Genomic DNA, 23,823 nt, shown 5'->3' with positions numbered 1-23,823 from the left:
GGGGACGACGCCGCGCGTGCGTCAGGCGCGCCACCACTGGTGGACCGGCAGGTTCGCCGCGCCACCCTCGTGGAGCTTCACGCCGAGGACCTGGTGGAGCTGCACGACATTGTGCTCGAAGCCCCACTCGGACCCGGCCATGTACAGGCCGAACAGGCGGGCCGTCGGCTCGCCGACGAGCTCCGTCGCCGCGTCCCAGTTCTCCGCGAGCAGCTCACACCAGTCGTGGAGCGTGCGCTGGTAGTGGAACCGCAGGTTCTCCGCGTGGACGACGTCGAAGCCCACGTCCTGCATCGTGGAGATGATCGTGCCGGACCCGGTGAGCTCACCGTCGGGGAAGATGTACCGGTCGATGAACTGCCCGGTCTTCACCCGCTCGTTCGTCGGGCGGGTGATGCAGTGGTTGAGCATCCGGCCGCCCGGGCGCAGCTTCGCGTAGAGCCGGCTGAAGTAGTCCTCGTAGTTGTCCAGACCGATGTGCTCGAGGATGCCGATCGCGCTGACCGCGTCGAACCCCTCCTCCTTGACGTCCCGGTAGTCCATGCACCGCACCTCGGCGAGGTCCTCCAACCCCTCCTCCCGGATGCGCCGCGCACCCCACTCGTACTGCTCCCGGGAGAGGGTGACGCCGACGGCCTTCACCCCGTGCCGCGCGGCGTAGCAGACCATGCCCGCCCAGCCGCAGCCGACGTCGAGCAGCCGGTCGCCCTCGGAGAGCTTCAGCTTGTCGAAGATCAGCCGGTGCTTGTTCTCCTGGGCGGCGGTGAGGCCGTCGTGGACGGCGCTGCCCTTCGGCCAGTCGGCCGGGTTCCACGCCCCGCCGGGGCCCGTGCCCTCGTCCGGGTAGTAGGCGCAGGTGTACGCCATCGAGTCGCCGAGGAAGAGCTCGTAGAAGTCGTTGCCGACGTCGTAGTGGCGCGACACCGACTCCTTGTCCCGCTCCTTCGAGTGGCGGGACAGGCCCTCCAGCAGGGCCTTCCGCCAGCCCGGCAGCTCCTCCTGCGGCGGGGCCGGCATGAGGTGCACGCCCCCGAGCGCGCGGAGCGACCGCGCGATGCGCACGAGCGTCGCCGCCGAGGGCTTGCGGAACGACTCGTAGTAGAACGTCTGGAGGGCGTCGAACATCGAGTACGGGTGCGCCGGGGACTCCCCGTCGATCCGCAGCTCACCGGTGATGTACGCCCGCGCCAGGCCCAGGTCGCCGGGCGCGGTGACGATGTACGCCAGCGCGTGCGGTGAGGTGAGCCGGATCTTCAGCGGCGTGTCCGCCGGCCCGGTCGAGGAGCCGTCGAACGCCTCCACCCGGAAGGGCAGCGGGGGGACGGTCACGGCCTCCACGATCTCCGCCACCGTCATCGGGGTGAAATTGCGGCCGAACAGCCCCGTCGCCCCGGATCCGCCGCGCGTGCTGCGCCTGCTGCCGCGGATCCCGTCATCCGTTGTCGCCATGTGTCTAAGCTCCTCCCACCGTCTTCTCGTACAGCCCGGGGAACCGTCCCTCGGGGTCAAAGGTCTTCTTCAGTAGTCCGGGGATGCCGCCGCCGTACAGGCCCTCGAAGACGTCCCTGGGGTAGAACGCCTCGGAGTAGAGGGACTTGTGGCCGCCGAGACTGTTGACCACGCGCTCGACCTCCCGGTTGAACGCCCCGGGCGGGGCCTCGGGCCCCATGAGGTCGACGGGCACACTGGACCAGAAGCCGACGTTCACCCACGTCGTCTCCGGGGTGAGCGGGTAGAGCGGCCAGGGGTGGTCACCGGAGCCGTCGGCCCGCGCGGTGGCGTCGTCGAGAACCTCCCCACGGCCCGTGAGACGCGCAGCGTCGTCACTGAGCCGGATGGGGCACAGCCACACGGGCTGGATCTCGGAGGCGGTGAAGAACCAGGTGAGGAACTCGGGCAGCCGGTCGGGCGTGACCTCGATGTCCTGGACGACCCGCTCGCGGGCGGGGCGCCCGGCGCGGGCCTCGATCCGGTCGGCGAGGTCGTACTTCCGGTCCCAGCCGACGATCTTCCAGTAGAAACTCGACCGGAGCAGCGGCCGGGGCCACAGGGTGCGCAGCGTCGGGTCCTGGGTGCCGAACGCCCGGGAGCACCAGAACCAGTCGATGTCCCAGCGCCACAGGTAGTCGCGGATCGTCAGGCGGTCGCGGGACACGCCCTCCGGGTGCTGGATGGAGCGGTAGTAGATCCGGTCCCGGGTGTAGTCGCTCACCGGGCCCGGCTCGGAGGTCTGCGTGCCGAGCACGAGGTAGGCCTCGTCCAGGCTGAAGACGACGCCGTCGAGGTAGTCGACGCGTTCACCGTCCCAGGACTTCTCGACGACGATCCGCTCCAGCGCCGCGGTGAGCTCGGTGACGTCGGAGAAGCGCACGTGGCGCAGGGCGACGTACGGCTCGACCGGCTCCAGCCGGATCTTCAGGCGCACCGCGTAGCCGAGCGACCCGTAGGAGTTGGGGAACCCCCGGTAGAGGTCCACGTTGCGCTCCGGGGAGCACGTGACGATCTCGCCGGTGCCGGTGAGGATGTCCATCTCCAGCACCGACTCGTGCGGCAGGCCGTTGCGGAAACTCGTCGACTCCACGCCCATGCCGGTCACCGCCCCGCCGAGGGTGATGGTCTTCAGCTCCGGGACGACGTACGGGGCGAGGCCGTGGGGCAGCACCGTGTCCACGAGGTCCTCGTACGTGCACATGCCCTGGACGTCCGCGGTGCGCTCCACCGGGTCGACGGCGATGACCCCGCCGAGGCCGGAGACGTCGAGCCCCGGGACGTCGCCGTTCGCGCGCGCCCGGAAGAGGTTCGACGTACGCTTCGCCAGGCGGACGCGGGAGCCGGCGGGAACCGCGCGGAAGCTCTCGAGGAGCCGGTCGACCGCTTCCCCGTGGCGGAACCAGCCCACCGGCTGCAGTTCACGCGGGTCCACGCCCGGCCCCGAGCCGAACGTGTCCACGAGGGCATCTGTGAGACGTCCGACCACGGACAGTGCGCTGCGTGAAAGGCTCATGTGATTCAACCTTAGCCCTCCCTCCGGTCCCCCGCCTGCCGGGGTCCGTGGGCCCTACCCGGACCGGGGAGGCGGCGCCGGGTGGCGGCCGGGCGGGCGGATACGACGGCGGAGGCGACGGCGGATGCGACGGCGGAGGTCAGCGACGGTCCGGGACCGACGGATGAGCGGGCGGAGGTCAGCGCCGGTCGGGGCCGGTCGCGGCCCGGTCGGGGGCCGGTCGGGGGCCGGTCGGGGGCCGCGTGACGCCGGTACAGTGGCGGGAACCACCTGACATCCTGAGGAAAGGACCACCATGAGCCAGGGACTGACAGACAAGACCGGCGCGGCGCTCACCGTCACACTCGACGAGGATGCGGCGTCGTACGTCGTGACCGTCGACGACACCGGTGAGCAAGCCGGGACCGCCGACTTCATCGACGACACCTCCGACCCCGAGAACCCCGCCCGCATCTTCCACCACACGGTCGTCGACGACCGTTTCGGCGGCCGCGGGATCGGGTCCGCGCTGGTCGAGGGGGCTCTCGACGACACCCGTGAGCGGAGCGTCGCCGTGGTGCCGGTGTGCTCGATGGTGGCGCACTGGCTCACGAAGCACGGCGAGGACTTCACCGCCGCCGGCGGCACGGTCCGCGAGCCCGGCGAGCACGAGCGGCAGATCGTCGCCCGCGCCGCGCACTGAGCCACCGAGACACCGAGCCCCGCGTGGGCGGGCGGCCCCCGGCGCGGCCGGGCCGGTCGCCCGTGCCCGCGCCGCTCACCCAGCCCCGCCCCACGACACCCCGGGAGACCCCGTGAAGATCACCCTGACCAGCATCTACGTCGACGACCAGGCGAAGGCCCGCGCGTTCTACACCGACGTCCTCGGCTTCGAGGTCCGGCACGACGTCCCCCTCGGCGAGGACTCCTGGCTCACCGTCGGCTCCCCGGACGACCCGGACGGCACCGAGCTGCTGCTCGAACCCGCGGGGCACCCCGCGGTCGGGCCGTACCGGTCCGCGCTCGTCGCCGACGGCATCCCCCTGGCCCAGTTCACCGTGGACGACGTCCGCGCCGAGCACCGGCGGCTCACCGGGCGCGGGGTGCGGTTCACCGCGGAGCCCGCCAAGGCCGGGCCCGTGTGGACCGCGGTGTTCGACGATACCGTCGGCAACCTCATCCAGATCGTCTCGCCCGCCGGGGAGTGACCGCGGGGCGGAACTGACGCGGGGCGGGGTCTGACCGCCGCACCGCGCCGCCTCCCCCGACCCGCCCGGCGGCCGCGTCAGCGCCGCGGGCGGAAGACGAGGTTCACGTCCCCGTCGACGTCGACCCGCCGCACGTCCACGCCGTACACCGGCGCGATGACCTCGGGGACGAGCACGTCGGCCGGGGCGCCGTCGGCGATGATCCGGCCCGCGTCCATGACGACGACCCGGTCGCAGTAGCGTGCCGTGAGGTTGAGGTCGTGGAGGACCACCACGACCGTCGCGGGCAGGCGCGACACCATGTCCAGGACGTCGTGCTGGTAGCGGATGTCCAGGTGGTTCGTCGGTTCGTCGAGAAGGATGTGCCCCGTGCCCTGGGCGAGGGCGCGGGCGATGAGCGCACGCTGCCGCTCCCCGCCGGAGAGGACCGCGAAGTCCCGGCGCGCGAGGGTGTCCATCCCGACCGTCGCGAGGGCCCGGGTGACGGCGGCCTCGTCGTCCGCCCGCGTGTGCCCGGGGGTGCCCTGGTACGGCAACCGGCCGAGCATGACGAGGTCGGCGACGGTCATCGGCAGGTCCGAACTGCGCTCCTGGACCACGACCGCGAGCTCCCGGGCGATGTCGCGCCGCGGGAGACCGGCGAGGTCGCGGCCGTCGAGCAGGACCTGCCCCCGGTCCGGGGTGAGGGAGCCGTAGAGCATCCGGAGCAGCGTGGTCTTGCCGCTGCCGTTCGGGCCGACGACCCCGACCTTCTCGCCGTCGGTGACCCGGAGGCTCACGTCGTCGAGCTGCGGGTGCGGGGCGGGGCCGGACGCGGGTCGCCGCGCCCGCCCGTAGCGGAAGACGAGGTCGCGCGCCTCGATCACCGTGCCGGCACCGCCGACTCGGTGGCGGACGCGGCGGCGGACTGAGTGGCCGACGCGGTGGCGGACTCGCTGGCCGACTCGGTGGCGGACGCCGACTCGGTGGCGGCTCCCCCGGCGGACGCGGCGGCCGTGATGTCCGAGACCTCCTTCGTCACCTTCTCCAGCCCGTCGACGGCGAGCGGCGTCGGCGGCTCGGCGAAGTTGATGAGCATCGGCAGGATCCGGTGCTCCTTCACGGCCGTGATGTCCCCGGCGCCGGGCAGGTCGGCGATCGCCTTCTCCACGTCGGCGGGCGAGCCCTGGCTGTACAGGGAGATGATGATGTCCGGGTTGCGGTCCACGACCTCCTCGGTGTTGACCTCGAAGACGCGCTTCTGCTGGTCACCGAAGACGTTCTTCAGCCCGGCGGCCTCGACGAGCGGGTGGGACATGGAGCTGCGGCCGTAGGCGTACGTCGTCCCGCCGCCGACCGAGGGGTAGAGCACGGCGACGCTGAGCTGGTGGCCGAGGGCCTGCTCGGCCTTCTTCCCGGCCTCGGTCGCGCGGGCGCGCATGTCGTCGACGCGGCTGCGCAGCTCGGAGACGTAGGCGTCGGCCTCGTCGGACTTGCCGAAGATCGTGCCGTAGGTGCGGACCTGGTCGTAGATGTCGTCGAACCGGGCGTCGCCGGTGATCGCCCCGCAGAACCCGGGCTCCTCGACGAGCCGGATGCCCGTGTCGGCGAGCGCCTGGCGGGTGATCGTGTCCGACTCGCCGATGACGAGGTCCGGGTCGGTCTGCACGACCTCCTCCTTGGAGACCTGGACGTGGCCGCTGGGGTTGAGCTTGTCGGTGATGCTCGGGACCTTCGCGAGTTCCGCCCGGGTGGCGTCGTCGAAGTACTCGTCCGGGTACACCCCGGCCCGGGCGACGACGGTGTCCATGACGCCGAGCCGGTGGAGCGTCGGCACGGACGCGGGCTTCATGAGCGTCACCCGCTGCGGCGTGTGGTCGAAGGTGACGGTGTCGCCGCAGTTCTCCACGCTGATCTGGTGGGCGTCGGTGGTCGCGTCGTCGGTCGAGCACGCGGCGAGCGGCACGGTCACCGCGGCTGCGAGCACCGCGGCGGTGATGGTCTTCTTCACTGTTCCTCCTGGTCGTCTGGGGTGTCTGTCGGGACCGGGGCTGCGCCCCCGGCGTCCCGGTCGTGGCCGGCCGTGTCAGGTGCGGCCGGCCCGGGTGGTCGGTGGTGTCGGGGGTGAGGGTCCGACGGCCCCCTCCGCGGCCCTCACGCCTCCACCGTCCTCATGCGCCGGACGAGCAGCAGCAGGAACGGCGCGCCGACGATCGCGGTGATGACGCCGATCGGGATCTCCTGCGGGGCCAGCAGCGTGCGGGCGGCGATGTCCGCCCACACCAGCAGCACCGCCCCCATCAGCGCGGAGACAGGCAGCACCGCCCGGTGCGCCCCGCCGACCGCGCGGCGGGCGAGGTGCGGGACGACGAGCCCGACGAAGCCGATGCTCCCGGCCATCGCCACGACCACGCCGACGAGCAGGCACACGACGACGAGCAGCCCCATGCGGAACCGCTCGGGGTGGACGCCGAGCGAGAGGGCGGTGTCGTCGCCCACGGCGAGGGCGTCGAGCCTCCGGCCGAGGACCGTGAGGACGACCGCGGCGAGCACGACGACCGCGACGGTCACGGCGAGCACCCCGCCCCACGAGGCGAGGGCGAGCGACCCGAGCAGCCAGAACATGACCGACCGGGCGCTCTCCGCGTCGTCCGAGGCGAAGATGAGGAAGCTCGTGCCCGCCGACAGGGCGTAACCGACGGCCACCCCGGCCATGAGCAGGCGGGTCGACGTCAACCGCCCGGCGGAGCGGGCGACGGTGAAGACGAGGACCGAGGCGAGGAACGCGCCGACGAACGCACTGCCCTGGAGGGCGTAGTCGCCGAGGCCCGCGCCGATGCCGAGGACGATCGAGGCGGCGGCGCCGACACTCGCCCCGGAGTTCACGCCGAGGATGTACGGGTCCGCGAGGATGTTGCGCACGACCGTCTGCATCACCGCGCCGGTGAGGGCGAGCCCCGCCCCGACGGCCGCGCCGAGGACCACCCGCGGCACACGGATGGTCCAGATGATCGTGTCCCCCCGCACCCCGGCGGCCACCCCGTCGCGACCCGTGACGAGCCCGGTGAGGTGCGACCAGAGGATCGACGCGGAGTCCCCGGGGGCGACGCCGACCGGCCCGGCCCCGACGCCGACGACGAGGGTGACGACGAGCGCCGCCGCGAGCCCGACGCACCACGCCACCGTCCGGCGGCGGGCCGCGCGGAGGCCGAGCGTGTCCGTGTCGGCGGGGCGGCCCTGCGCGGTGCCCGGTTCCTCGACTCCCTCGGACGCCATGCGCCTCCCTCCACTGCGATCATCCATGTGTGAACCCTCACCCCGGTGTCCGCTGCGACGGACTCCGCGACCCGGCGTACCCACGACATTCTAACGGGTGTTTGACTGTCAGGCGCACGGGTGTGACAGGGGGTGCGGGTTACGATGGATTCATGTTGCCGCTCCCCCCTCACGTGTTGGAGACCGCCGACGACTGGGCCCCGGTGTTCAAGGTCCTCGGCGACCCGACGCGCCTGCGCCTCCTCGTGACCATGCACCACCAGGGGCCGGGCCGCCGGTCCGTCACCGAACTCGCCGAGGCCACCGGTGTCCGCACGGTCACCGCCTCGGCCGCGCTGACGTCGATGGCCGCCGCCGGGATCATCGAACCGACCCGCGAGGGGCGTGAGACGCGGTACGCCCTCACCGACCCCCGGGTGCACGACCTCCTGCACCACGTCGGGGCGCCCCACGCGACCGACGGGCGCTGACGGCCGGCGGCGGAGGGGGCCGTCGAACCCTCCCCTGACCTGCACCTTCCCCCACCGCACCGGGCCTCACCACACCGCACCGCACCTCACCGGGCGCACACCGCACCGCACCGGCGGGGCCGTCACATGCAGCGCAGGTCGAACGCGGGGCGGCCGAGGAGGATCCGGCGGGCGACGTCGTGCGCCCGCTGCACCGTCGCGCGCACCGCGACGGGCGAGTGCCCCGCGACGCGCACGACGACGCCCTGGTCGGCGACCATCGTCGTCACGCCGACGACAACCTCCCGGTCCGGGCGCCCGGCGACCTCCCCCGGCTGCCCCGCCCGGTACGACCCGATGAGGCTCGTCGTCGGGCAGGCGTCGCGGACCGCGGCGACGACCGCGTCCGTGCCGCGCCCGCCGTCGGGCTCCGCAGGCACGATGAGCAGCGTGCCCCACACCGGCCACCGGGAGAACAGCATCTCACTCGTGCCACTGCCGCGCCCGACGACGCACACCGTGTCCGACATGAGCGGCAGCCCGTCGCGCACCACCCGGGACGTCAGGGCGAGCGCGTCGAACTCGTGGCACTCGCCGCGCGCGAGCCGGCCGACGAGCAGCACCTCGGACGCCATGAGCGTCGCCCCGGGCGCGACGTCGAAGTCGGTGGACTGCACGAGCCGCGACCCGGCGAACAACGTCGTGTGCCACGGCAGGTACTCCACGACCGACCCCGGCTCCTGCTCGACGACGGTCCACTGCGACCCGAACCCGGCGTTCATCCGGTGGACGTTCGTCGCCGCCTGCGTCGTCACGGTCGCCGACGCCCCGGACGCGACGCGGAAGCGCTGCCCGATCCGGTCGTTCTCGGCGATGCCGCCGCCGGTCATGCACAGGTACACGCACGCGTGGTCCGGGTCCGTCGGGTCGACGTAGAGGGGGCGGGTGAGGTGCATCGGGGCCTTGACGAAGCGGTCGCGGAGCACCGTGTGTCCCGACGCGCCGACGCCGAGTGCACCGTGGATGACGCCGACCTTGCCGGGCCTGCCGACGGCCTGGACACCGGACCGGCGTGCCGTCGCGTCCCCCGGCCGGGGGTCCGTCGCGGCGAGGAACCGGTCCAGCTCCGGCGGCACGGGGGGCGTGAGTGCGGAGGGGTCGAGCCGGCTCACTGACGTGGCTCTGCCCCCGCCGCGCCGGCCCCCGCCTGCTCCGCGCCCGGCTCGCCGGAGCCGGTGTCGCGGTACTCCTCGAGCGCGTCGAGGAGCTCCTCGACGCCCACGCCGTCGAGGCAGTTCGTCTGGATGACCCGCCGGCCGGAGCGGACGGTGTCCGCGTCCGTGACCATCCGCTCGAGGTCGCAGCGCACGTACTTCGCGATGTCGATCTTGTTGATGACGAGGATGTCGGAGTCCGTGATCCCCGGGCCCCGCTTCCGCGGCATCTTCTCCCCCTCGGCGGTGTCGAGGACGAAGACGAACACGTCGACGAGCGCCGGGGAGAACGTCAGCGTGAGGTTGTCCCCGCCGGACTCGAAGAACAGGGTGTCGATCTCCGGGTGCTCGTCGAGGAGGTCGGCGGCGGTCATGAGGTTCATCGTCGGGTCGTCGCGGACCGCGGTGTGCGGGCACGACCCGGTCTCGACGCCGATGACGAGGTCACCGGGGATGACGCCCTCGAGCTGCCGGCGGATGTGCTGGGCGTCCTCCTGGGTGTAGATGTCGTTCGTGATGACGCCGACGTGCCGCCCGCGCTCGACGAGCTTCGGCACGAGCGCCTCGATGAGCGCGGTCTTGCCGGACCCGACGGGTCCGCCGACGCCGATGCGCAGGGGGGATCCTTCGCCGGTCACTGTGTGTGGGCTCATGGTGCTGCCTCTCTTTCGTCCGTGTGTCTCTCGGTGGGTTTCGGTTGGTTTCGGGGTGTTTCGGAGGGGGTCGACGCCCCGGTCAGCTCATGAACAGCCTCGCCGGGGCGGTCTCGTGCGCCGCGCTGGCCAGGTCCGACCCCGGGCTGGCCCGCCCGATGAGCCGGAACGACCCGTCGGCGAGGGCGGCCTCCGCCGCGCGCACGCTCGCCGCCGCGACCTCGGAGATGACGGGCAGGGACCGGGCGACCATCGCCTGGGCCCGCACGTGGTCGCACTGGCGGAGGCGCAGCGCCGCACTCGACCACCCGACCGCGAGGCCGAGCAGTTCCACGGCCACGCCCTCGAGGGGCGACAGGCCGTTCGCCGAGTGGATGAGGCCCATCGCGACCGCCTGGTTGGCCGCGGTCCGCCGCTCGCGGGCCGCCCGGGCGAACACGTCCAGCAGGTCCGTCACGGACCGTGGGGGCGCCGGACACTCCCCGGCCGAACGGTCCCGCACCTGGCCGTGGACCATGAGGGTCTGACGGCCCACGCGGGTGGACGCGCGGCGTAGTTCCGCGGTGATCTTCGTTGCACTGAGCTCCGCATCGAGCCGGACCAGCTCCTTCATCCTGTCGTCGACGGGACGGTCCCGGTGCGCCGGTGCCGTGGCGAGGAGCGCGGCACACGCCGTGGCGACCGCGTCCCCCGGACCCGCCGTGTATCTGAGGTGGTCGTCGAGAACCTTCCCGGACCCGTCGGCCCCGGTCACCCGCCCGGTGCCGACGAGCCCCTCGAGGCCGTGCGACAGCGTGTACCGGCCCGACGGGTAGGCGGAGTCGCCGTAGATCACCGCCTGGAGCAGCGGGAACAACGACGACGGTGCATGGTCGTCCACGTGGGCGTCACCTCCTCGGGCGGGGTCGCCGGCGGCCGGGCCGCGCCACCGTCGGGCGACGCGGCCGGGTCCCGGACCGGTCGGACAGGGTCAGAACAGGTAGTGCAGCTGGGCGAGGGGCAGGGAGTCCGCCGGGTCGATGGTCGCGACCTCGCCGTTGACGCGGACCTCGTAGGTGTCGGGGTCGACGCTGATGTCCGCGAGGGTGTCGTTGCGCACCATGTCCCGCTTCCCGATGTCCCGGCAGTTCTCCACGGGCAGCACCGCCGAGGTCAGGCCCAGGCGTTCCGGCACCCCGGCCTCGATGGCGACGCGGGACATGAACGTCGCGCGCGTCGCCGGGAGGGCGAGGCCGTAGTCGCCGAACTGGTGGCGGAAGAACACCGGCTCCGGGGTGGAGATGCTCGCGTTCGGGTCGCCCATGACCGCCCAGCAGATCCGGCCCTGCCGCAGGACGAGCCGGGGCTTCGCGGCGAAACTGGCCGTGGGCCAGAGGACGAGGTCCGCGAGCTTGCCCGGTTCGATGCTGCCGACGTGGGAGGCGATGCCCTGGGCGATGGCCGGGTTGATCGTCATCTTCGCGACGTACCGCAGCACGCGGTTGTTGTCGTCACCGCAGTCGCCCTCGAGTTCGCCGAGCTGCTCCCGGCAGTGGTGGGCGGTCTGGAACGCGCGGGCCCAGGACTCGCCGACGCGGCCCATCGCCTGCGAGTCCGAACTGAAGATGCTGATGAGGCCCATGTCGTGGAGGACCGTCTCCGCGGCGATGGTCTCCGCGCGGACGCGGGAGTCCGCGAAGGCGACGTCCTCCGGGATGTCGTGGGACAGGTGGTGGCACACCATGACCATGTCGAGGAGCTCCTCGACGGAGTTCACGGTGTAGGGCAGCGTCGGGTTCGTCGACGCCGGCAGGACGTTGGGCATCCCCACCACCCGGATGATGTCCGGGGCGTGACCGCCGCCGGCGCCCTCGGAGTGGAAGGTGTGCACCGGCCGGCCGCCGAACGCCCGCGCGGTCGACTCGAAGAAGCCGCCCTCGTTGAGCGTGTCGGTGTGGATGGCGAGCTGGACGTCGAACTCGTCGCACAGGTCCATCGCGACGGGGATCGTCTTCGGGGTGGCGCCCCAGTCCTCGTGGATCTTCAGGCCGGCGGCCCCGGCCCGGATCTGCCGGCGCAGCCCCTCGTGCAGGGACGCGGAGCCCTTGCCGAGGAAGCCGGTGTTCACGGGCATGCCCTCCGCGGCGCGGAGCATGAACTCGATGCCGGACCGGCCGGGGGTGCACGTCGTGCCGAGGGTGCCCTCCGCGGGGCTGGTCCCGCCGCCGAAGAAGGTGGTGATGCCGTTGGACAGCCCCTCCTCCGCCTGCTGCGGGGTGATGTAGTGGATGTGCGTGTCGATGCCACCGGCGGTGAGGATGCGGTTCTGACCTGCGATGACCTCGGTCCCCGGGCCGATGACGAGGTCGGGGTCCACACCGTCCTGGGTGTTGGGGTTGCCGGCCTTGCCGATCTTCACGATCCGGCCGTCGCGGATCCCGACGTCGCCCTTGACGACGCCGACCTTCGCGTCGAGGACGACGACGCCGACGATCACGGTGTCCAGTTCGTTCTCCGCGCCCGGGTCCATCGCCATGCCGTCACGGACGGCCTTCCCGCCGCCGTACACCGACTCGTCCCCGGGGTAGACCGCCGAGTAGTCGTGTTCGATGCGCACGCGGAGGTTCGTGTCCGCGAGACGGATGAGGTCACCCGTCGTCGGACCGAAGAGCTCCACGTACCGCTGCCGGTCAATCTCTGCCATCGCTGCCCTCCGCTCCGTCCGTCGTGTCCGTGGCTGTCGTGCCGTCCGTGGTGCCGGCCGCGGCCGTGTCCGTGGCGCCGGCCGCGTCCGACGCGGCGGCCCGGTCGGCCCCGCTCTTCCCCGGGAGGGCGTCCGCCGTGGCGGCGTCCTCCGGCAGGGTGTTCGCCGTCGCGACGAAGGCGTCGACCGCGGCGAACGCCCGGTCCCGGACCTCGGGGTCGTCGAGGGCGCCCTCGACGAGCCCGGCGAAGCCGTGGATGATGCGCCGCCCGCCGAACTCCACGAGCTCGACGTCCTTCTCGTCACCCGGCTCGAACCGCACGGCGAGGCCGGACGGGATCGCGAGGTGCATCCCCCACGCGGCCCGGCGGTCGAACGTGAGACCGGCGTTGACCTCGAAGAAGTGGTAGTGCGAGCCGACCTGCACCGCGCGGTCGCCCCGGTTCTCCACGGTCAGCGTGATCGTGCGACGCCCCGCGTTGATGTCGATGACGCCCGGCTGGATCTCGTACGCCGTCGTTGACCCGCTCATGTCAGTTCTCCCCGGTCGTCGTGTCGTGCACGTGCGGGTGCGCGTGGTCGTGGCTGTGGTCGTGGTCGTGGTTGTGGCTGTGGTCGTGCGCGTGGCTGTGGTCGTGGTCGTGGCCGTGGTCGTGGTCGTGCGGATGCGCGTGACTATGACCGTGCGGGTGCGAGTGCCCGTGACTGTGCCCGTGACTGTGCCCGTGCGAGTGCCCGTGCCCGTGACTGTGGCTGTGGCCGTGGCTGTGCGGGTGCGTGTGCCCGCCGACCTCGTCCTCGTCACCGTGGGAGTGCGCGAACCCCTGGTCGTGATCGGCGAGGAGACCCGCGTCGATCCCGTCGTCCCCGTGACCGGCGAGGTGCCGGGTCTCCGCGGCGACGGTCGCGACGGCCGTCTGCAGTGCCCGCGGCCGGAACAACGGCTCCCCCTCCCCGGTCAGGCCCAGGTCGGCGCGGACGACGACGGGTGACGTCGCACCCAGCGTCCGCAGCCGCGCGAGGATGTCGTCCAGCACCGGCCAGGCGCCGTCGCCCTCGAAGGCGAGCTCGACCTCGAGGTCGTCGGAGTACTGGCGGGCGAGCCGCACCCGGCGGACCAGCTCGGCGTCGGCGAAGGGGTCGACGCTGCGCGCGAGGAACACGACCGCATCCGTCCCGGCGGGGCGCTGCCGCAGGTGGTGCCGGAGACGCGCCACCGTGTACGTCGCGTTCGCCAGGGACCCGGCGAGGCACGCCCGCTGGCCGTGGGACACGAGCCAGCGGAGCGCCTGCGCCGCCTGCGTGACGGAGGTGAGGTCCCGGCCGGTCCCGGCGGGGACGACGGTGACCAGCGGGTCCGCACCGTCGGCCACGGCCGCGGCGTGCCGGGACACGACGGCGGACAGCTGGCGGGCCGAGGTGACGACCGGCACGCCGGTCGCCGCCGCGAGCTCCTCCGGGTCCGGTGCCTCAGCCCCGGCGTACAGCACGGTCAGGGCGGGGGACACCCCGCCGCCGGACGGTCCGGCGCCGCTGCCGGGTCGGGTCGCCGTCCCGCCGGCGCGTGCGCCTCCGGCGCCGTCGTCGGAGCCGTCGTCGGACCCGAGCTGCGTTCCGTGAATCTGAGTCATCCCTGAGTTACTCCCCGATCGGATCGTGGACACTGACGAGTTTCGTGCCGTCCGGGAACGTCGCCTCGACCTGGATGAGGTCGAGCATGTCGCGGACGCCGTCCATGACGTCGTCCGGGCCGAGCACCTGCGCGCCGATCTCCATCGCCTCGGCGACGGTGCGCCCGTCCCGGGCGGCCTCGAGGACCGCCTCGCTGATCAACGCGGTCGATTCCGGCTGGTTGAGCCGGAGTCCGCGTGCCCGGCGCCGGCGGGCGACGTCCGCCACGGTGAAGATGTAGAGCTTCTCCAGCTCCCTCGGGGTGAGGTTCACGGATCGCCTCCTGCTGGTCGTCTGACAGTCAGTCGTTGTGGTCGGTGACAACCTTAGACCCGCCCCCGGACACTCACCTGCCGGCGGCCACCGCCTGTGCGGGTCAGCGGAACGTCGCCGCTGTTCAACAGCCGTCAGGGTTCTGTTCATCCGTGACACAGGTCGGGCACGGGAGCCGGCGGGGGGTGTCGTGCGCGTGTCCCGTCCGCGTGCCCGGACCGCGTGCCCGGTGTCCGCTCCCGGACCGCGCTCCCGGACCGCGCGCCCGGGATGCCTACACTCGGCCGTATGCCGGACCACCGCCCAGACCGCCGCGGACACCCCCGCGCACCCGCCGCGACCAGGCGGGACCCCGCCGCAGACGGGGCGTCGGACCACCCCGCCGACCTCCCCTTCGCCGCCGGCCGCGACCGGCTCCTCGCGGCGTTGCGCAGCCACGGCGCGGCGGTGGTCCTCGCGCCGCCCGGGACGGGCAAGACCACCCTCACGCCGCAGTACATCGCGGATCTCGTGGGGCCGGACCAGCGCGTCGTCGTGACCCAGCCCCGCAGGGTCGCGGCCCGGGCCGCCGCGGCGCGCGTGGCGGACCTGCGCGGCGGGACCGTCGGTGACGAGGTCGGGTACACCGTCCGCGGCGAGTCCGCCGTGGGCCCGCGCACCCGCATCGAGATGGTCACCCCCGGTGTGCTCCTGCGGCGGCTCCTGCGCGACCCGGACCTGCCGGGGGTGGGGGCCGTCGTCATCGACGAGATCCACGAGCGGCACCTGGAGTCCGACCTGGTCTTCGCGATGGTCGCCCAGCTGCGGGAACTCCGCGACGACCTGCTGGTCGCGGCGATGTCCGCGACGGTCGACGGGGAGCGTTTCGCCGCCCTGCTCACCCCCGCCGCCGCAGGGGGAAGGGTCGCAGGGGGGACGACGGACGCCTCCGCGGACCCGGCCACCCCCGCACCCGCGGACGCAGCCACTCCCGCCACCGCCACCCCCGCACCCGCGGCCGCCGCCGCGGCGGTGCCGTGCGTCGAGGTCCCCTCCCCGATCCACCCGCTCACCGTCCGCTACGCCGCGGCGGAGGATTCTGTCACAGCGCGCGACCGTCGGGCCCGGCCCGGCGCGCCCGGGTCCGTGGAGGACCACGTCCTCCGGACCGTCCACCGTGCAATCGCGGAGACCAGCGGCGATGTGCTCGTCTTCGTCCCGACGATCCGCGCGACGGAGACCCTCGCCCAGCGCCTCTCCGGGGTGCCGGGTGTCACGGCTGTGCCACTCCACGGGAGGTTGAGCGCCGCCGCGCAGGCGGAGGTCGTCCGCGGCGGTGCCGGGGCAGCCGCTCCCGGTGGTTCCCGTGGCACCGGCTCCCCCGCCACCGGGGCCGCCACCGCGTCCACCACCGCCACCCCCCGCCGCGTCATCGTCGCCACGGACGTCGCGGAGTCCTCGCTCACGGTGCCCGGCGTGCGCGTCGTCGTCGACTCCTGCCTCTCCCGCGTCGCCCGCCGCGAGACGACGCGCGGCATGTCCGTCCTCGTCACCGAGCCGGTGTCGAAGGCGTCGTCGACGCAGCGCGCGGGCCGCGCCGGCCGCGAGGGCCCGGGCACGGTCCTCCGCTGCGTCACCGCCGACGAGTGGTCGCGGCTGCCGGACACCCCGCCCCCGGCGGTCCGGACGAGCGACCTCACCGGCGCGCTGCTCGACGTCGCCTGCTGGGGCAGCCCGGGCGGCCTCGACCTGCCGCTGCCGGACCCGTTCCCGGAGGCCGCCGCCCGCGCGGCGACGGAGACCCTCGTCTCCCTCGGCGCGATCGACGGCGTCACCGCCGCCACCCCGTTCGGGCAGGTCACGGAGCTGGGTCGGGTGCTCGCGGGGGTGCCGGCCGATCCGCGCCTCGCGCGCGGCGGGCTCGTCGCCCTGCACCGGGTCGCCCTCCCGGAGGTGGCCCGGGTCCTCGCGGTTCTCGACGACGGCCCCCGCGAACCCGACCTCACCCGCGCCGTCGCGGCGGTCCGCCGGGACGACGCCGCCGTGCGCCGCTTCACCCGCGTCCTCGCCCGGGCGGACGGGGACGGGGCCGCCCGGGTCGCCGCGGAGGCTGACGCCCGGACCGCCACCGCCGCCCGGCGCTCCGCGGACCGCACCCCCGGCCCCGACGCCGCACCGTCCGCCGGCCCGGGCCTCACCGGCCGGGACGCGGTCGGCTACGTCACCGCCTGCTGCCTGCCGGAGACGGTCGCCCGGCGCGTCGCCCCGGACGGGGACCGCTACCTCACGGTCTCCGGCACCGCGGTCGTCCTGCCGGCGGGGTCGCCGCTGGCGGGGTCGGAGTGGATCGTCGTCGCGGACGCGGCGCGGGCCCGCACGGCCGACGGCACGGGGGCGGTCGTGCGCTCCGCCGTGGCCGTGCCCCGGGACCTCGCGCTCGCCGCGGCGGGGCACCGGCTCGTCGAGGAGACCGTGACCGTCTACGCCCCGCCCGCCGGGACGGGGGCGGACGCCCGCGGGGCCGCGACGTCCTTCCGGCTCCACGCCCGGCGCGTCCGCCGGCTCGGCGCGGTGGAGCTGACGTCCACGCCCGTCGCCCCGACCCGGGCGCAGGCCCGGGAGGCGGTGCGGGAGGCCTTCCGGGACCACGGCGCGGTGATCCTGCCGTGGTCGGACCGGGCGGCGGCGCTGCGCCGGAGGATCCAGTTCCTCCACCGGGCGGGGGAACCCGGGTTCCCCGACGTCACGGACGCGGGGCTCTTCGGCCGGGGCGGCGTCGACACCCCGACCGGCACCGGGACCCACCCGGACCCGGACCCGGTGACCGCGGGCGTGACGGACTCCGCCCTCGACGACCTCACCGCCGGGCGCCGGCCGGACATGTTCACGGTCCTGCGCGCGCTGCTGCCGTGGGACCGGCGGATCGACGACGTCGCCCCGGAGTCGGTGGAGCTCCCCGGGGGTCGACGGGCCCGGGTGACGTACCCGGAGGTCGGGGACGACGGGCCGCCGGTCGTCGCGACCCGGTTGCAGGACTGTTTCGGGCTCGACCGGTCCCCCGTCATCGCCGGCCGGCGGATCCAGTTCCACCTGCTGTCCCCCGCGCAGCGGCCGTTGGCGGTGACCGACGACCTCGCGTCGTTCTGGGCCGGGCCGTACCGGGAGGTGCGCCGGGAGATGCGGGGCCGGTACCCGAAGCACCCGTGGCCGGAGGACCCCGCGGCCGGGACGGCCTGACCTCCGCGGCCGGTGCCCGGTCCCCCACCGGCGGGCCCCGCACGCCCGGCCCCGCACCGGCCCCGGACAGACGTCGCGCCCCGGACCGTCGGAACGGTCGGGGCGCGGGGGGACTGTCACGTGAGAACTACCGTGGCAGCTCTCTGTTCATCACTCCACAGAACGGATCGGGACGAATTACTTCTTTCCGGCTCCGGTGACCGCCTTGACGATCCAGAGCAGGACACACGAACCGATGAGGGCCGTGATGAAGGTCCAGATCCAGCCGTAGTCGTCCGGGTGGAAGAACGGGAGGATGCTGAGGATGATGCCACCGAGGGCACCACCGATGATACCGACGATGATGTTGGCGAACAGGCCCATCTGGGCGTCGGTGCCCATGATCTTGGAGCCGATCCAGCCGGCGAGACCGCCGAGAATGATCCAGGCGATCCAGCCGACACTCGAGAAACTGAACGGTGAAGCAAGAATGAGAGAATCCATGCGGTTCACTCTACGCCTCATTTCGTTTCAGTGTCGATTAATTTTCCGCCTTATGTGTCAATCTCACATTCGGTGCGTGGTCCCCTCGGGGGTCGACGCCGACCCCTCCGCGGCCGCCGCGCCCCCGCGGTCGACGGACGTCCCCGCCGGCGGAACCGGGCACCCCGCGTGGAGGATCCACCACAGCCCGCCGGTGACGACGGCCGCGACGGCGAGGTCCGGCAGCGCCCACAGCCCCGACCACAGCACCTGGACCCCGGCCACGGCGACGTAGACCAGCGCCGCGAAGCCGAGGAACACGACCATCGACCGGTCCCGGGAGTACGCCGGGTCCCCGCGCCCGTTCACGAGGGCCTCCACCGGGGACAGGGCCCGGGGCCGGCACGGGAGGACGAGCACCGCGAGGAGGTACACGAGGACCCCCGCGCCGCTGAGAAGCGTCCCGACGACGAACAGGAGGCGGACCAGCGCCAACGAGATCTGGTAGCGCAGGGCGATGCCCTCGCACACGCCGGCCAGCCACGACCGGGAGAACCGGCTGCGCGGCACCCGGGACGGGCGGGTGGCCCACATCGCCCGGAGCGTCGCCGTGATGTCGGAGGTCGGGCCGGGGTGCGGGCCGGGGCCGGTGGTCCAGCCCCCCGGGTTCGGGCCGGCGTGCTGACCGGCATGCTGCCCGTCGCCGGGGCCGGTGGTCCAGGTCGCGGTGGTGAGGGCTCGGGGGTCACCGGCGTCGGGGTGCTGCGGCTGAGTGTTCATGGCCCCATTGTCGCGTCGCCCGGCGGCGGCCACATCAGGGACGGACCCTGATTCCCGGCCGCCGCACCCCGACGCCGTACCCTGACGCACCGCCCCGACGCCCCGCCCCGGGTCAGCGGGCGGCGACCATCTTCGCGGCCTGCTTGCGGGCGAGGTCCTGGACCGCCGCGACGTCCGCCCCCACGCCGATGACGCTGAACCGCTTGTCCCCCACGACCCCGGTGACGACGTCCTGCGTGTACGGCACCTTCTGGTCGGCGAGGCTGAACTCCCCGACGATGTGGTTCGTCACGACGTCGGTGGCCCCCTCGATGTCCGTCGTCCCCCAGTCGACCTTCGCGTCGAGGATGTAGTCGACCTCGCTGAGCTTGCCCTTCGCGGAGACCGTCGGGCAGGCGTCGCGCACCTCCTGCGGGGTGGGTGCGCCGCTGGTGAGGGGTTCGACGGAGACCGTCAGCTGGCCGTCGGCCGGGGCCTCGGGGTTCTGGACGTAGACCCGGGTGGACACCTTGCTCATGCTGCCCGTCTGGGTGATCGCGTTGAGCCCCCGGGTGATGAGGTCCGCGCACTGCGGCGGCGAGACGTCGAGCTGCTTCATCATCTCCTCGGCGAGGGGCGTCGCCTGTCCCGCCTGGTCACCCAGCGCGGCGAGCGGGTCGCCGAGGAAGGAGTAGCCGTCCGGGGCGTCCGCGGCCTCGAGCGCGAGCCCGGCGACCGCCGGATCCTCGGTGCGGGTCGCCGCCGGGGTCGCGGCCCCGTCCGACGCCGCGGCGGCCGCGCTGCCCGCGGCGGAGGTCTGCGCGTCCCCGGAGGAGTCGTCGCCCCCGCAGGCCGCGAGCGTGAGGGACACCGCCGCGACCGCGGCGAGGGCCCCGCCGCGCAGCCGGCGGGAGGGGCCGGACGCGGCCGCCGGGGCGACGGGCCGGGTGGCGGGTGTGGCGCGGCCGTCGGCACGGCCGCCGGGTGCGGTACGGAACACAGTCACGTGGATACTCTCCTGGCTGGTCAGCGCGGTCCGCGGGGACCGCCCACCGCCGCCTCCGCCGTCGCGGGGCACGGTGTCGGACATCGTTACCCTGTGCATCATACGTGCAGCACCGTCTCGGGGATGTCCCTGATGTCCCCGGGCCCCGGCTCTGGAACGCTGGAGGCATGTCCGCCCAGCCACCGCCCGAGGCCCCCGACCCGCACGCCGCGCCGCACACCGCCGGCGCCGGCACCCCGACGTCCGCCGCCGCGCACACCACGCACACCACGCACACGGGTCCCGACGGCACGCTCCCCCTCGCCGCCCCGTCCGCCCCGCCGACCGCCCCGCCGCCCACGCCGCGCCTCGTCCGGCTGCGCGAGGGCCGGGTCGTCGCGGGGGTGTGCACGGGCCTCGCCGTGCACCTCGGCGTCCGGCTCACGGCCGTGCGCGTGGCGTTCACGCTGCTCATGGCGCTCGGCGGGGTGAGCGGCCTGCTCTACCTCGGCGTGTGGACGCTCACGCGTCGCGTCGACACCGCCCCGGAGGCCCTGCCCGGCGTGCCCCGGGCGCACTCCGCACCCCCGGCGGCGGTGACCCGCCCGGCGCGGACCCTCGACCGCGTCCTCGCCGTCGTCGCCCTCGTCCTCCTCGTCGCCGGGTCGACGCCCCGGGTGACGACGACCGTCACCGTCGTCCTCATCGCCGTCGGCGCGATGCTCGTGTGGCGCACCGCGGGCCCGGGCACCCCGGGCGACCGGGCGGAGGACCGTGCGGGCGACCGGCCCGGGCACCCGGCGGCCGACCGTGCGACCGGCCGGGCGGGGGTCACCCCCGGCGCGCCGCAGTGGGCGGGGTTCGCCGGGGGCATCCTGCTGCTCGTCGCCGCGGCCGCGTTCGTCGCGATCACCGGCGCGGACAGTGCCGCCCGCACGGCCGGCGCCCCGACCGGCGGGCTCGTCGTCCCGACGGTCCTCGCGACGGTGACGATGGTCGTGGGACTCGTCGTCGCGCTCATCCCCCTGTGGCTGCGTCTGTGGACCGTCGCCGCCGCCGCGGACCGGGCGCGCGCCGCGGAGGCGGAGCGGGCGCGCATCGCCGCGGGGATCCACGACTCGGTCCTGCAGACCCTCACGCTCATCCAGCGCCGGTCGACGGACCCGTTCATCTCCCGCATGGCCCGGGCCCAGGAGCGCGAACTCCGCCGGTGGCTCTTCCACACCCCCGGGTCCGGCCCCGGTCCCGCCTACGGCCCCGCCCCCGGCACCCACCGCGACCCGGCGGCCGGCTCCCCCGCGACCGCACCCGTCCCCGGGGCCGCGACCACCGGGGACGTCGCGTCGGGAACCCTGTTCGGGGCCCTGCACACCGTGTGCGGGGAGGTCGAGGACCTCACCGACGTCACGATCCGCCCGGTCACGGTGGGCACGGACAGGGGGCTCGACGGCCCCCTCCACGCCCTCGTCCTCGCCGCCCGGGAGGCCGCGCTCAACGCGGCGACGCACTCGGGGTGCGCGGAGGTGCACGTCTTCGCGGAGGTCACGCCGTCCGGCGTGGACGTGTTTGTGCGCGACCGCGGGCCCGGGTTCTCCGAGGCGGATGTGCCCCCGGACCGGCACGGTGTCCGGCACTCGATCCGTGACAGGATGGTCCGTGCCGGCGGGGACGTCGGGATCGACTCCGGGCCGCGGGGCACCGAGGTCTCGCTGCACATGCCGTCGTGAGGCCGCCGCCGGGCCGGCCCGCCCGCGACCCCTGACGCCGTACACCGCGACCCGCGCACCCGGCGCCCCGCGACCCGCGCACCCGGCGCCGGCACACCACACCCACCGACCCCCACCCACCGACCCCCGACGACCGTGGACGGAGACGAGCATGACCGACACCACCCCCGCCACGCCCCGGCCCGTGACGGTGTTCATCGTCGACGACCACGCGATGTTCCGCACCGGGGTCCGCTCGGAGCTCGACGACCGCGCGGGCACGACCGTCGTCGGCGACGCCGGCACGGTCGCGGACGCCGTCGCGGGCGTCACCGCCACCCGGCCCGACGTCGTCCTCCTCGACGTCCACATGCCCGACGGCGGCGGCGGGGCCGTCCTCCTGCGGTGTCTCGACGCCGCCCGGGCGCGCGGCCAGGAGCCGCCGCGGTTCCTCGGCCTCAGCGTGTCCGACGCGGCGGAGGACGTCATCGCCCTCATCCGGGCCGGGGCGCGCGGGTACGTCACGAAGTCCATCGAGGGCGACGCGCTCGTCGACAGCATCATCCGCGTCCACTCCGGCGACGCGGTGTTCTCCCCGCGGCTCGCCGGCTACGTCCTCGACGCGTTCACCTCCGGCGACGCGGCCGACGGCCGGCCCGGCACGCAGGGCCCGGGTCAGGGTCCCGGTCCCGGTCAGGGCCCCGGTCAGGCCGGTCCCGGTCAGGTCGGTCCCGGTCAGGGGGACGACGCCGTGACCCCGCTCGGCGACGACGCCGACCAGTCCATGCTCTCCGTCCTCACCCCCCGCGAGAAGGAGGTGCTCCGCCTCCTCGCGCGCGGGTACACGTACCGGGAGATGGCGGAGAAGCTGTTCATCTCCGTGAAGACGGTCGAGACGCACGTGTCGAACATCCTGCGCAAGACGCAGCAGTCGAACCGCCACACGCTGTCGCGCTGGGTCGTCGACAACAACCTCGGCTGACGACAACCCCGGTTGACCCGGCGCGGGCGTCCACGACCGTCACGCCCGGCGCGGGCCCGGGCCACGCCCCCGCGCGGGCGCCCGTCCCCCCCGAGGTCAGAACGTGCGCCGCAGCAGCGCCGCCGCCTCCTCCCCGAAGCGCCGGACGATGTCCCCCGCCGGTTCCCTCGACTTCACGAGGCCGATGCCCTGCCCGGCGTGCAGCTTGAGCGTGTCGTCGTACTCCCCTCCCGGGGCGAGCGCGGCGGCGAGTTCGTCGTCGGTGACCGTCGGGTCGCCGGTGTAGCGGGAGACGAAGTCGGTGACGACGGTGCGCGTCGGCCAGGTCTCCGTGTCCCAGGCCAGGCCCTCAGCCCGGTCGTACACGTCGGTGAGCACCGTCTGCGTGCCGTCGGCCTTCTCCGCGGCGGCCCGCAGCGCCTCGTCACCGAGCGCCTCCGGGGACGCGAGGAAGGACGTGCCGACCCACGCGGCGTCCGCACCGGCGGCGAGCACCGCCGCGAGCCCCCGCCCCGAGGCCACGCCCCCGGCGACGGCGACGGGCACGCCCGGCGCGGTGACCGCGAGGTACGTCAGCACCTGCTGCATCCACGGCATCGTCCCGAGGCGGCCCGTGTGCCCGCCGGCGTCCGTGCCCTGGACGCACACGACGTCGACACCCGCCGCGAGGGCCTGGAGCAGCTGCGTCCGGTCGTTGACCGGGGCGACGACGCTCACCCCGTGCTCGTGCGCCTCCTCGACGTACGGCGCGGGGTCGCCGAAGGCGAGGCTCACGACGGTCGGGCGGGCGTCGAGGGTCGCCCGCCACTGCTCCGGGTGGTCCGCGAGGTTCCACACCATGAGCCCGATGCCGAACGGGCCGGCCGCGGCGGCGGTCGCGGCGTTCTCCGCGATCCAGTCCGGGCCGGTCGACGCGCCGACACCGATCATGCCGAGGCCCCCGGCGGCGGTGACGGCGGCGGCGAGGTCGCCGCCCGCGCGGCCGGCCATGGGGGCGCCGATGACAGGCACGTCGATACCCCAGAGGCGGGTCAGGCGGGTGGTGAGCCGGGTCTCCGGGGCATGGTCCCCGTCCGGCCAGGTGGAGGTGGTGGTCTCAGACGGTTCCACGGGACATCCCTTCCGAGCGTCGTGCTGGCCTTGCTGTGGTGTCCGCGCCCGACCGTGTCCGGCCGGGTCGGCGTCAGATCCAGCGCACAGTCTACGTGCTCACCGCGCCCCGGGCCGCGACGACGCTGCCACCTCCCCGGGTGTGGGGGGACCCGGGGTGGCGGCGGTTCGGGTGCACCGCCCGTCCCGCCTGCCCGTTCCGGCCGGGCGACGC

At 74.1% G+C, this 23,823-nt stretch carries 22 protein-coding genes; 6 read left to right on the top strand and 16 right to left on the bottom strand.

Annotation, left to right across the window (positions count from 1 at the left end; all coding sequences use genetic code 11):
* Positions 1-21 precede the first annotated feature (21 nt).
* Complete coding sequence (locus CBOVI_RS00950) at positions 22-1,356, bottom strand: SAM-dependent methyltransferase (protein WP_029158030.1); 1,335 nt, start codon at positions 1,354-1,356, stop codon at positions 22-24.
* A gap of 97 nt (positions 1,357-1,453) precedes the next feature.
* Positions 1,454-3,004: an FAD-binding oxidoreductase gene (locus CBOVI_RS00945; protein ID WP_029158031.1), complete on the bottom strand. Its 1,551-nt coding sequence runs from the start codon at positions 3,002-3,004 to the stop codon at positions 1,454-1,456.
* Positions 3,005-3,299: 295 nt separating this feature from the next.
* Between CBOVI_RS00945 and CBOVI_RS00940 the strand changes: the two genes are divergently transcribed.
* Both CBOVI_RS00940 and CBOVI_RS00935 read left to right on the top strand, forming a co-directional pair.
* Positions 3,300-3,686: a GNAT family N-acetyltransferase gene (locus CBOVI_RS00940; RefSeq protein WP_010272998.1), complete on the top strand. Its 387-nt coding sequence runs from the start codon at positions 3,300-3,302 to the stop codon at positions 3,684-3,686.
* 112 nt (positions 3,687-3,798) lie between these two features.
* A complete protein-coding gene (locus CBOVI_RS00935) occupies positions 3,799-4,191 on the top strand; it encodes a VOC family protein (RefSeq protein WP_010273000.1) in 393 nt (130 codons plus the stop codon).
* 77 nt (positions 4,192-4,268) lie between these two features.
* Here CBOVI_RS00935 and CBOVI_RS00930 read toward each other — a convergent pair whose 3' ends face one another.
* From CBOVI_RS00930 to CBOVI_RS00920, 3 genes are all read right to left on the bottom strand, one after another.
* On the bottom strand, positions 4,269-5,057 hold the full coding sequence (locus CBOVI_RS00930) for an ABC transporter ATP-binding protein (RefSeq protein ID WP_010273001.1): 789 nt from the start codon (positions 5,055-5,057) through the stop codon (positions 4,269-4,271).
* Positions 5,054-6,181, bottom strand: coding sequence for an ABC transporter substrate-binding protein (locus CBOVI_RS00925; RefSeq protein ID WP_010273004.1), 1,128 nt, complete (start codon positions 6,179-6,181; stop codon positions 5,054-5,056). Before CBOVI_RS00925 ends, CBOVI_RS00930 begins: the two co-directional genes overlap by 4 nt.
* Positions 6,182-6,324: 143 nt before the next feature.
* Positions 6,325-7,446 carry a FecCD family ABC transporter permease gene (locus tag CBOVI_RS00920; protein WP_010273006.1) on the bottom strand — a complete coding sequence of 374 codons (1,122 nt, stop codon included), beginning with the start codon at positions 7,444-7,446 and terminating at the stop codon, positions 6,325-6,327.
* A gap of 152 nt (positions 7,447-7,598) precedes the next feature.
* Between CBOVI_RS00920 and CBOVI_RS00915 the strand changes: the two genes are divergently transcribed.
* Positions 7,599-7,916, top strand: a complete 318-nt coding sequence (locus CBOVI_RS00915) for an ArsR/SmtB family transcription factor (RefSeq protein ID WP_043362970.1) — start codon at positions 7,599-7,601, stop codon at positions 7,914-7,916.
* Between the two features lie 122 nt (positions 7,917-8,038).
* Here the strand turns inward: CBOVI_RS00915 and CBOVI_RS00910 are convergent, their stop codons facing one another.
* The 7 genes from CBOVI_RS00910 to CBOVI_RS00880 all read right to left on the bottom strand — a co-directional run bounded on the left by CBOVI_RS00910 (position 8,039) and on the right by CBOVI_RS00880 (position 14,389).
* Positions 8,039-9,067, bottom strand: coding sequence for an urease accessory protein UreD (locus tag CBOVI_RS00910; protein ID WP_010273009.1), 1,029 nt, complete (start codon positions 9,065-9,067; stop codon positions 8,039-8,041).
* The gene (gene ureG, locus CBOVI_RS00905; RefSeq protein ID WP_050798271.1) at positions 9,064-9,762 is read right to left on the bottom strand and encodes an urease accessory protein UreG; all 699 of its coding nucleotides are present in this window, start codon (positions 9,760-9,762) and stop codon (positions 9,064-9,066) included. The genes CBOVI_RS00910 and ureG overlap by 4 nt, the downstream gene beginning before the upstream one ends.
* 82 nt (positions 9,763-9,844) lie before the next feature.
* On the bottom strand, positions 9,845-10,642 hold the full coding sequence (locus CBOVI_RS00900; RefSeq protein ID WP_010273013.1) for an urease accessory protein UreF: 798 nt from the start codon (positions 10,640-10,642) through the stop codon (positions 9,845-9,847).
* A 90-nt stretch (positions 10,643-10,732) separates the two neighbouring features.
* Positions 10,733-12,445 (bottom strand): urease subunit alpha, encoded by a 1,713-nt coding sequence (gene ureC / locus CBOVI_RS00895; RefSeq protein ID WP_029158033.1) that lies wholly within the window; start codon positions 12,443-12,445, stop codon positions 10,733-10,735.
* Positions 12,432-12,977, bottom strand: coding sequence for an urease subunit beta (locus CBOVI_RS10845; RefSeq protein ID WP_010273021.1), 546 nt, complete (start codon positions 12,975-12,977; stop codon positions 12,432-12,434). Before CBOVI_RS10845 ends, ureC begins: the two co-directional genes overlap by 14 nt.
* A gap of 1 nt (position 12,978) precedes the next feature.
* Entirely contained in the window at positions 12,979-14,076 is a 1,098-nt protein-coding gene (locus tag CBOVI_RS00885; RefSeq protein WP_010273023.1) for a hypothetical protein, read from the bottom strand.
* A 7-nt stretch (positions 14,077-14,083) separates the two neighbouring features.
* Complete coding sequence (locus CBOVI_RS00880) at positions 14,084-14,389, bottom strand: urease subunit gamma (protein WP_010273025.1); 306 nt, start codon at positions 14,387-14,389, stop codon at positions 14,084-14,086.
* A 288-nt stretch (positions 14,390-14,677) separates the two neighbouring features.
* Here CBOVI_RS00880 and CBOVI_RS00875 point away from each other — a divergent pair, with 288 nt between their 5' ends.
* Entirely contained in the window at positions 14,678-17,605 is a 2,928-nt protein-coding gene (locus tag CBOVI_RS00875) for an ATP-dependent RNA helicase (RefSeq protein WP_183273693.1), read from the top strand.
* 177 nt (positions 17,606-17,782) lie between these two features.
* Here the strand turns inward: CBOVI_RS00875 and CBOVI_RS00870 are convergent, their stop codons facing one another.
* From CBOVI_RS00870 to CBOVI_RS00860, 3 genes are all read right to left on the bottom strand, one after another.
* A complete protein-coding gene (locus CBOVI_RS00870) occupies positions 17,783-18,088 on the bottom strand; it encodes a GlsB/YeaQ/YmgE family stress response membrane protein (RefSeq protein WP_050798278.1) in 306 nt (101 codons plus the stop codon).
* A 63-nt stretch (positions 18,089-18,151) separates the two neighbouring features.
* The gene (locus tag CBOVI_RS00865; protein ID WP_010273597.1) at positions 18,152-18,847 is read right to left on the bottom strand and encodes a PspC domain-containing protein; all 696 of its coding nucleotides are present in this window, start codon (positions 18,845-18,847) and stop codon (positions 18,152-18,154) included.
* 112 nt (positions 18,848-18,959) lie between these two features.
* Positions 18,960-19,826 carry a hypothetical protein gene (locus CBOVI_RS00860; protein WP_183273692.1) on the bottom strand — a complete coding sequence of 289 codons (867 nt, stop codon included), beginning with the start codon at positions 19,824-19,826 and terminating at the stop codon, positions 18,960-18,962.
* Between the two features lie 173 nt (positions 19,827-19,999).
* On the opposite strand from CBOVI_RS00860, the gene CBOVI_RS00855 reads away from it, so the two are divergent.
* Together CBOVI_RS00855 and CBOVI_RS00850 are read left to right on the top strand one after the other, a co-directional pair.
* The gene (locus CBOVI_RS00855; protein ID WP_125206677.1) at positions 20,000-21,538 is read left to right on the top strand and encodes an ATP-binding protein; all 1,539 of its coding nucleotides are present in this window, start codon (positions 20,000-20,002) and stop codon (positions 21,536-21,538) included.
* A 151-nt stretch (positions 21,539-21,689) separates the two neighbouring features.
* The gene (locus CBOVI_RS00850) at positions 21,690-22,499 is read left to right on the top strand and encodes a response regulator (protein ID WP_010270810.1); all 810 of its coding nucleotides are present in this window, start codon (positions 21,690-21,692) and stop codon (positions 22,497-22,499) included.
* Positions 22,500-22,595: 96 nt separating this feature from the next.
* Here the strand turns inward: CBOVI_RS00850 and CBOVI_RS00845 are convergent, their stop codons facing one another.
* Positions 22,596-23,609 (bottom strand): NAD(P)H-dependent flavin oxidoreductase, encoded by a 1,014-nt coding sequence (locus CBOVI_RS00845; protein ID WP_010270806.1) that lies wholly within the window; start codon positions 23,607-23,609, stop codon positions 22,596-22,598.
* Positions 23,610-23,823: the final 214 nt, after the last annotated feature.

The organism is Corynebacterium bovis DSM 20582 = CIP 54.80 (genome assembly GCF_030408615.1).
Lineage (GTDB): Bacteria > Actinomycetota > Actinomycetes > Mycobacteriales > Mycobacteriaceae > Corynebacterium > Corynebacterium bovis.
This window is presented reverse-complemented; position numbering and strand designations above follow the sequence as displayed.

What these genes read in the sequence shown, in the direction of transcription:
- CBOVI_RS00950 (WP_029158030.1), bottom strand. Translation starts at nt 1,356, where the DNA reads ATGACGGTGGCGGAGATCGTGGAGGCCGTGACCGTCCCCCCGCTGCCC.
- CBOVI_RS00945 (WP_029158031.1), bottom strand. Translation starts at nt 3,004, where the DNA reads ATGAGCCTTTCACGCAGCGCACTGTCCGTGGTCGGACGTCTCACAGAT.
- CBOVI_RS00940 (WP_010272998.1), top strand. Translation starts at nt 3,300, where the DNA reads ATGAGCCAGGGACTGACAGACAAGACCGGCGCGGCGCTCACCGTCACA.
- CBOVI_RS00920 (WP_010273006.1), bottom strand. Translation starts at nt 7,446, where the DNA reads ATGGCGTCCGAGGGAGTCGAGGAACCGGGCACCGCGCAGGGCCGCCCC.
- CBOVI_RS00915 (WP_043362970.1), top strand. Translation starts at nt 7,599, where the DNA reads ATGTTGCCGCTCCCCCCTCACGTGTTGGAGACCGCCGACGACTGGGCC.
- ureG (WP_050798271.1), bottom strand. Translation starts at nt 9,762, where the DNA reads ATGAGCCCACACACAGTGACCGGCGAAGGATCCCCCCTGCGCATCGGC.
- ureC (WP_029158033.1), bottom strand. Translation starts at nt 12,445, where the DNA reads ATGGCAGAGATTGACCGGCAGCGGTACGTGGAGCTCTTCGGTCCGACG.
- CBOVI_RS10845 (WP_010273021.1), bottom strand. Translation starts at nt 12,977, where the DNA reads ATGAGCGGGTCAACGACGGCGTACGAGATCCAGCCGGGCGTCATCGAC.
- CBOVI_RS00885 (WP_010273023.1), bottom strand. Translation starts at nt 14,076, where the DNA reads ATGACTCAGATTCACGGAACGCAGCTCGGGTCCGACGACGGCTCCGAC.
- CBOVI_RS00875 (WP_183273693.1), top strand. Translation starts at nt 14,678, where the DNA reads ATGCCGGACCACCGCCCAGACCGCCGCGGACACCCCCGCGCACCCGCC.
- CBOVI_RS00870 (WP_050798278.1), bottom strand. Translation starts at nt 18,088, where the DNA reads ATGGATTCTCTCATTCTTGCTTCACCGTTCAGTTTCTCGAGTGTCGGC.
- CBOVI_RS00865 (WP_010273597.1), bottom strand. Translation starts at nt 18,847, where the DNA reads ATGAACACTCAGCCGCAGCACCCCGACGCCGGTGACCCCCGAGCCCTC.
- CBOVI_RS00855 (WP_125206677.1), top strand. Translation starts at nt 20,000, where the DNA reads ATGTCCGCCCAGCCACCGCCCGAGGCCCCCGACCCGCACGCCGCGCCG.
- CBOVI_RS00850 (WP_010270810.1), top strand. Translation starts at nt 21,690, where the DNA reads ATGACCGACACCACCCCCGCCACGCCCCGGCCCGTGACGGTGTTCATC.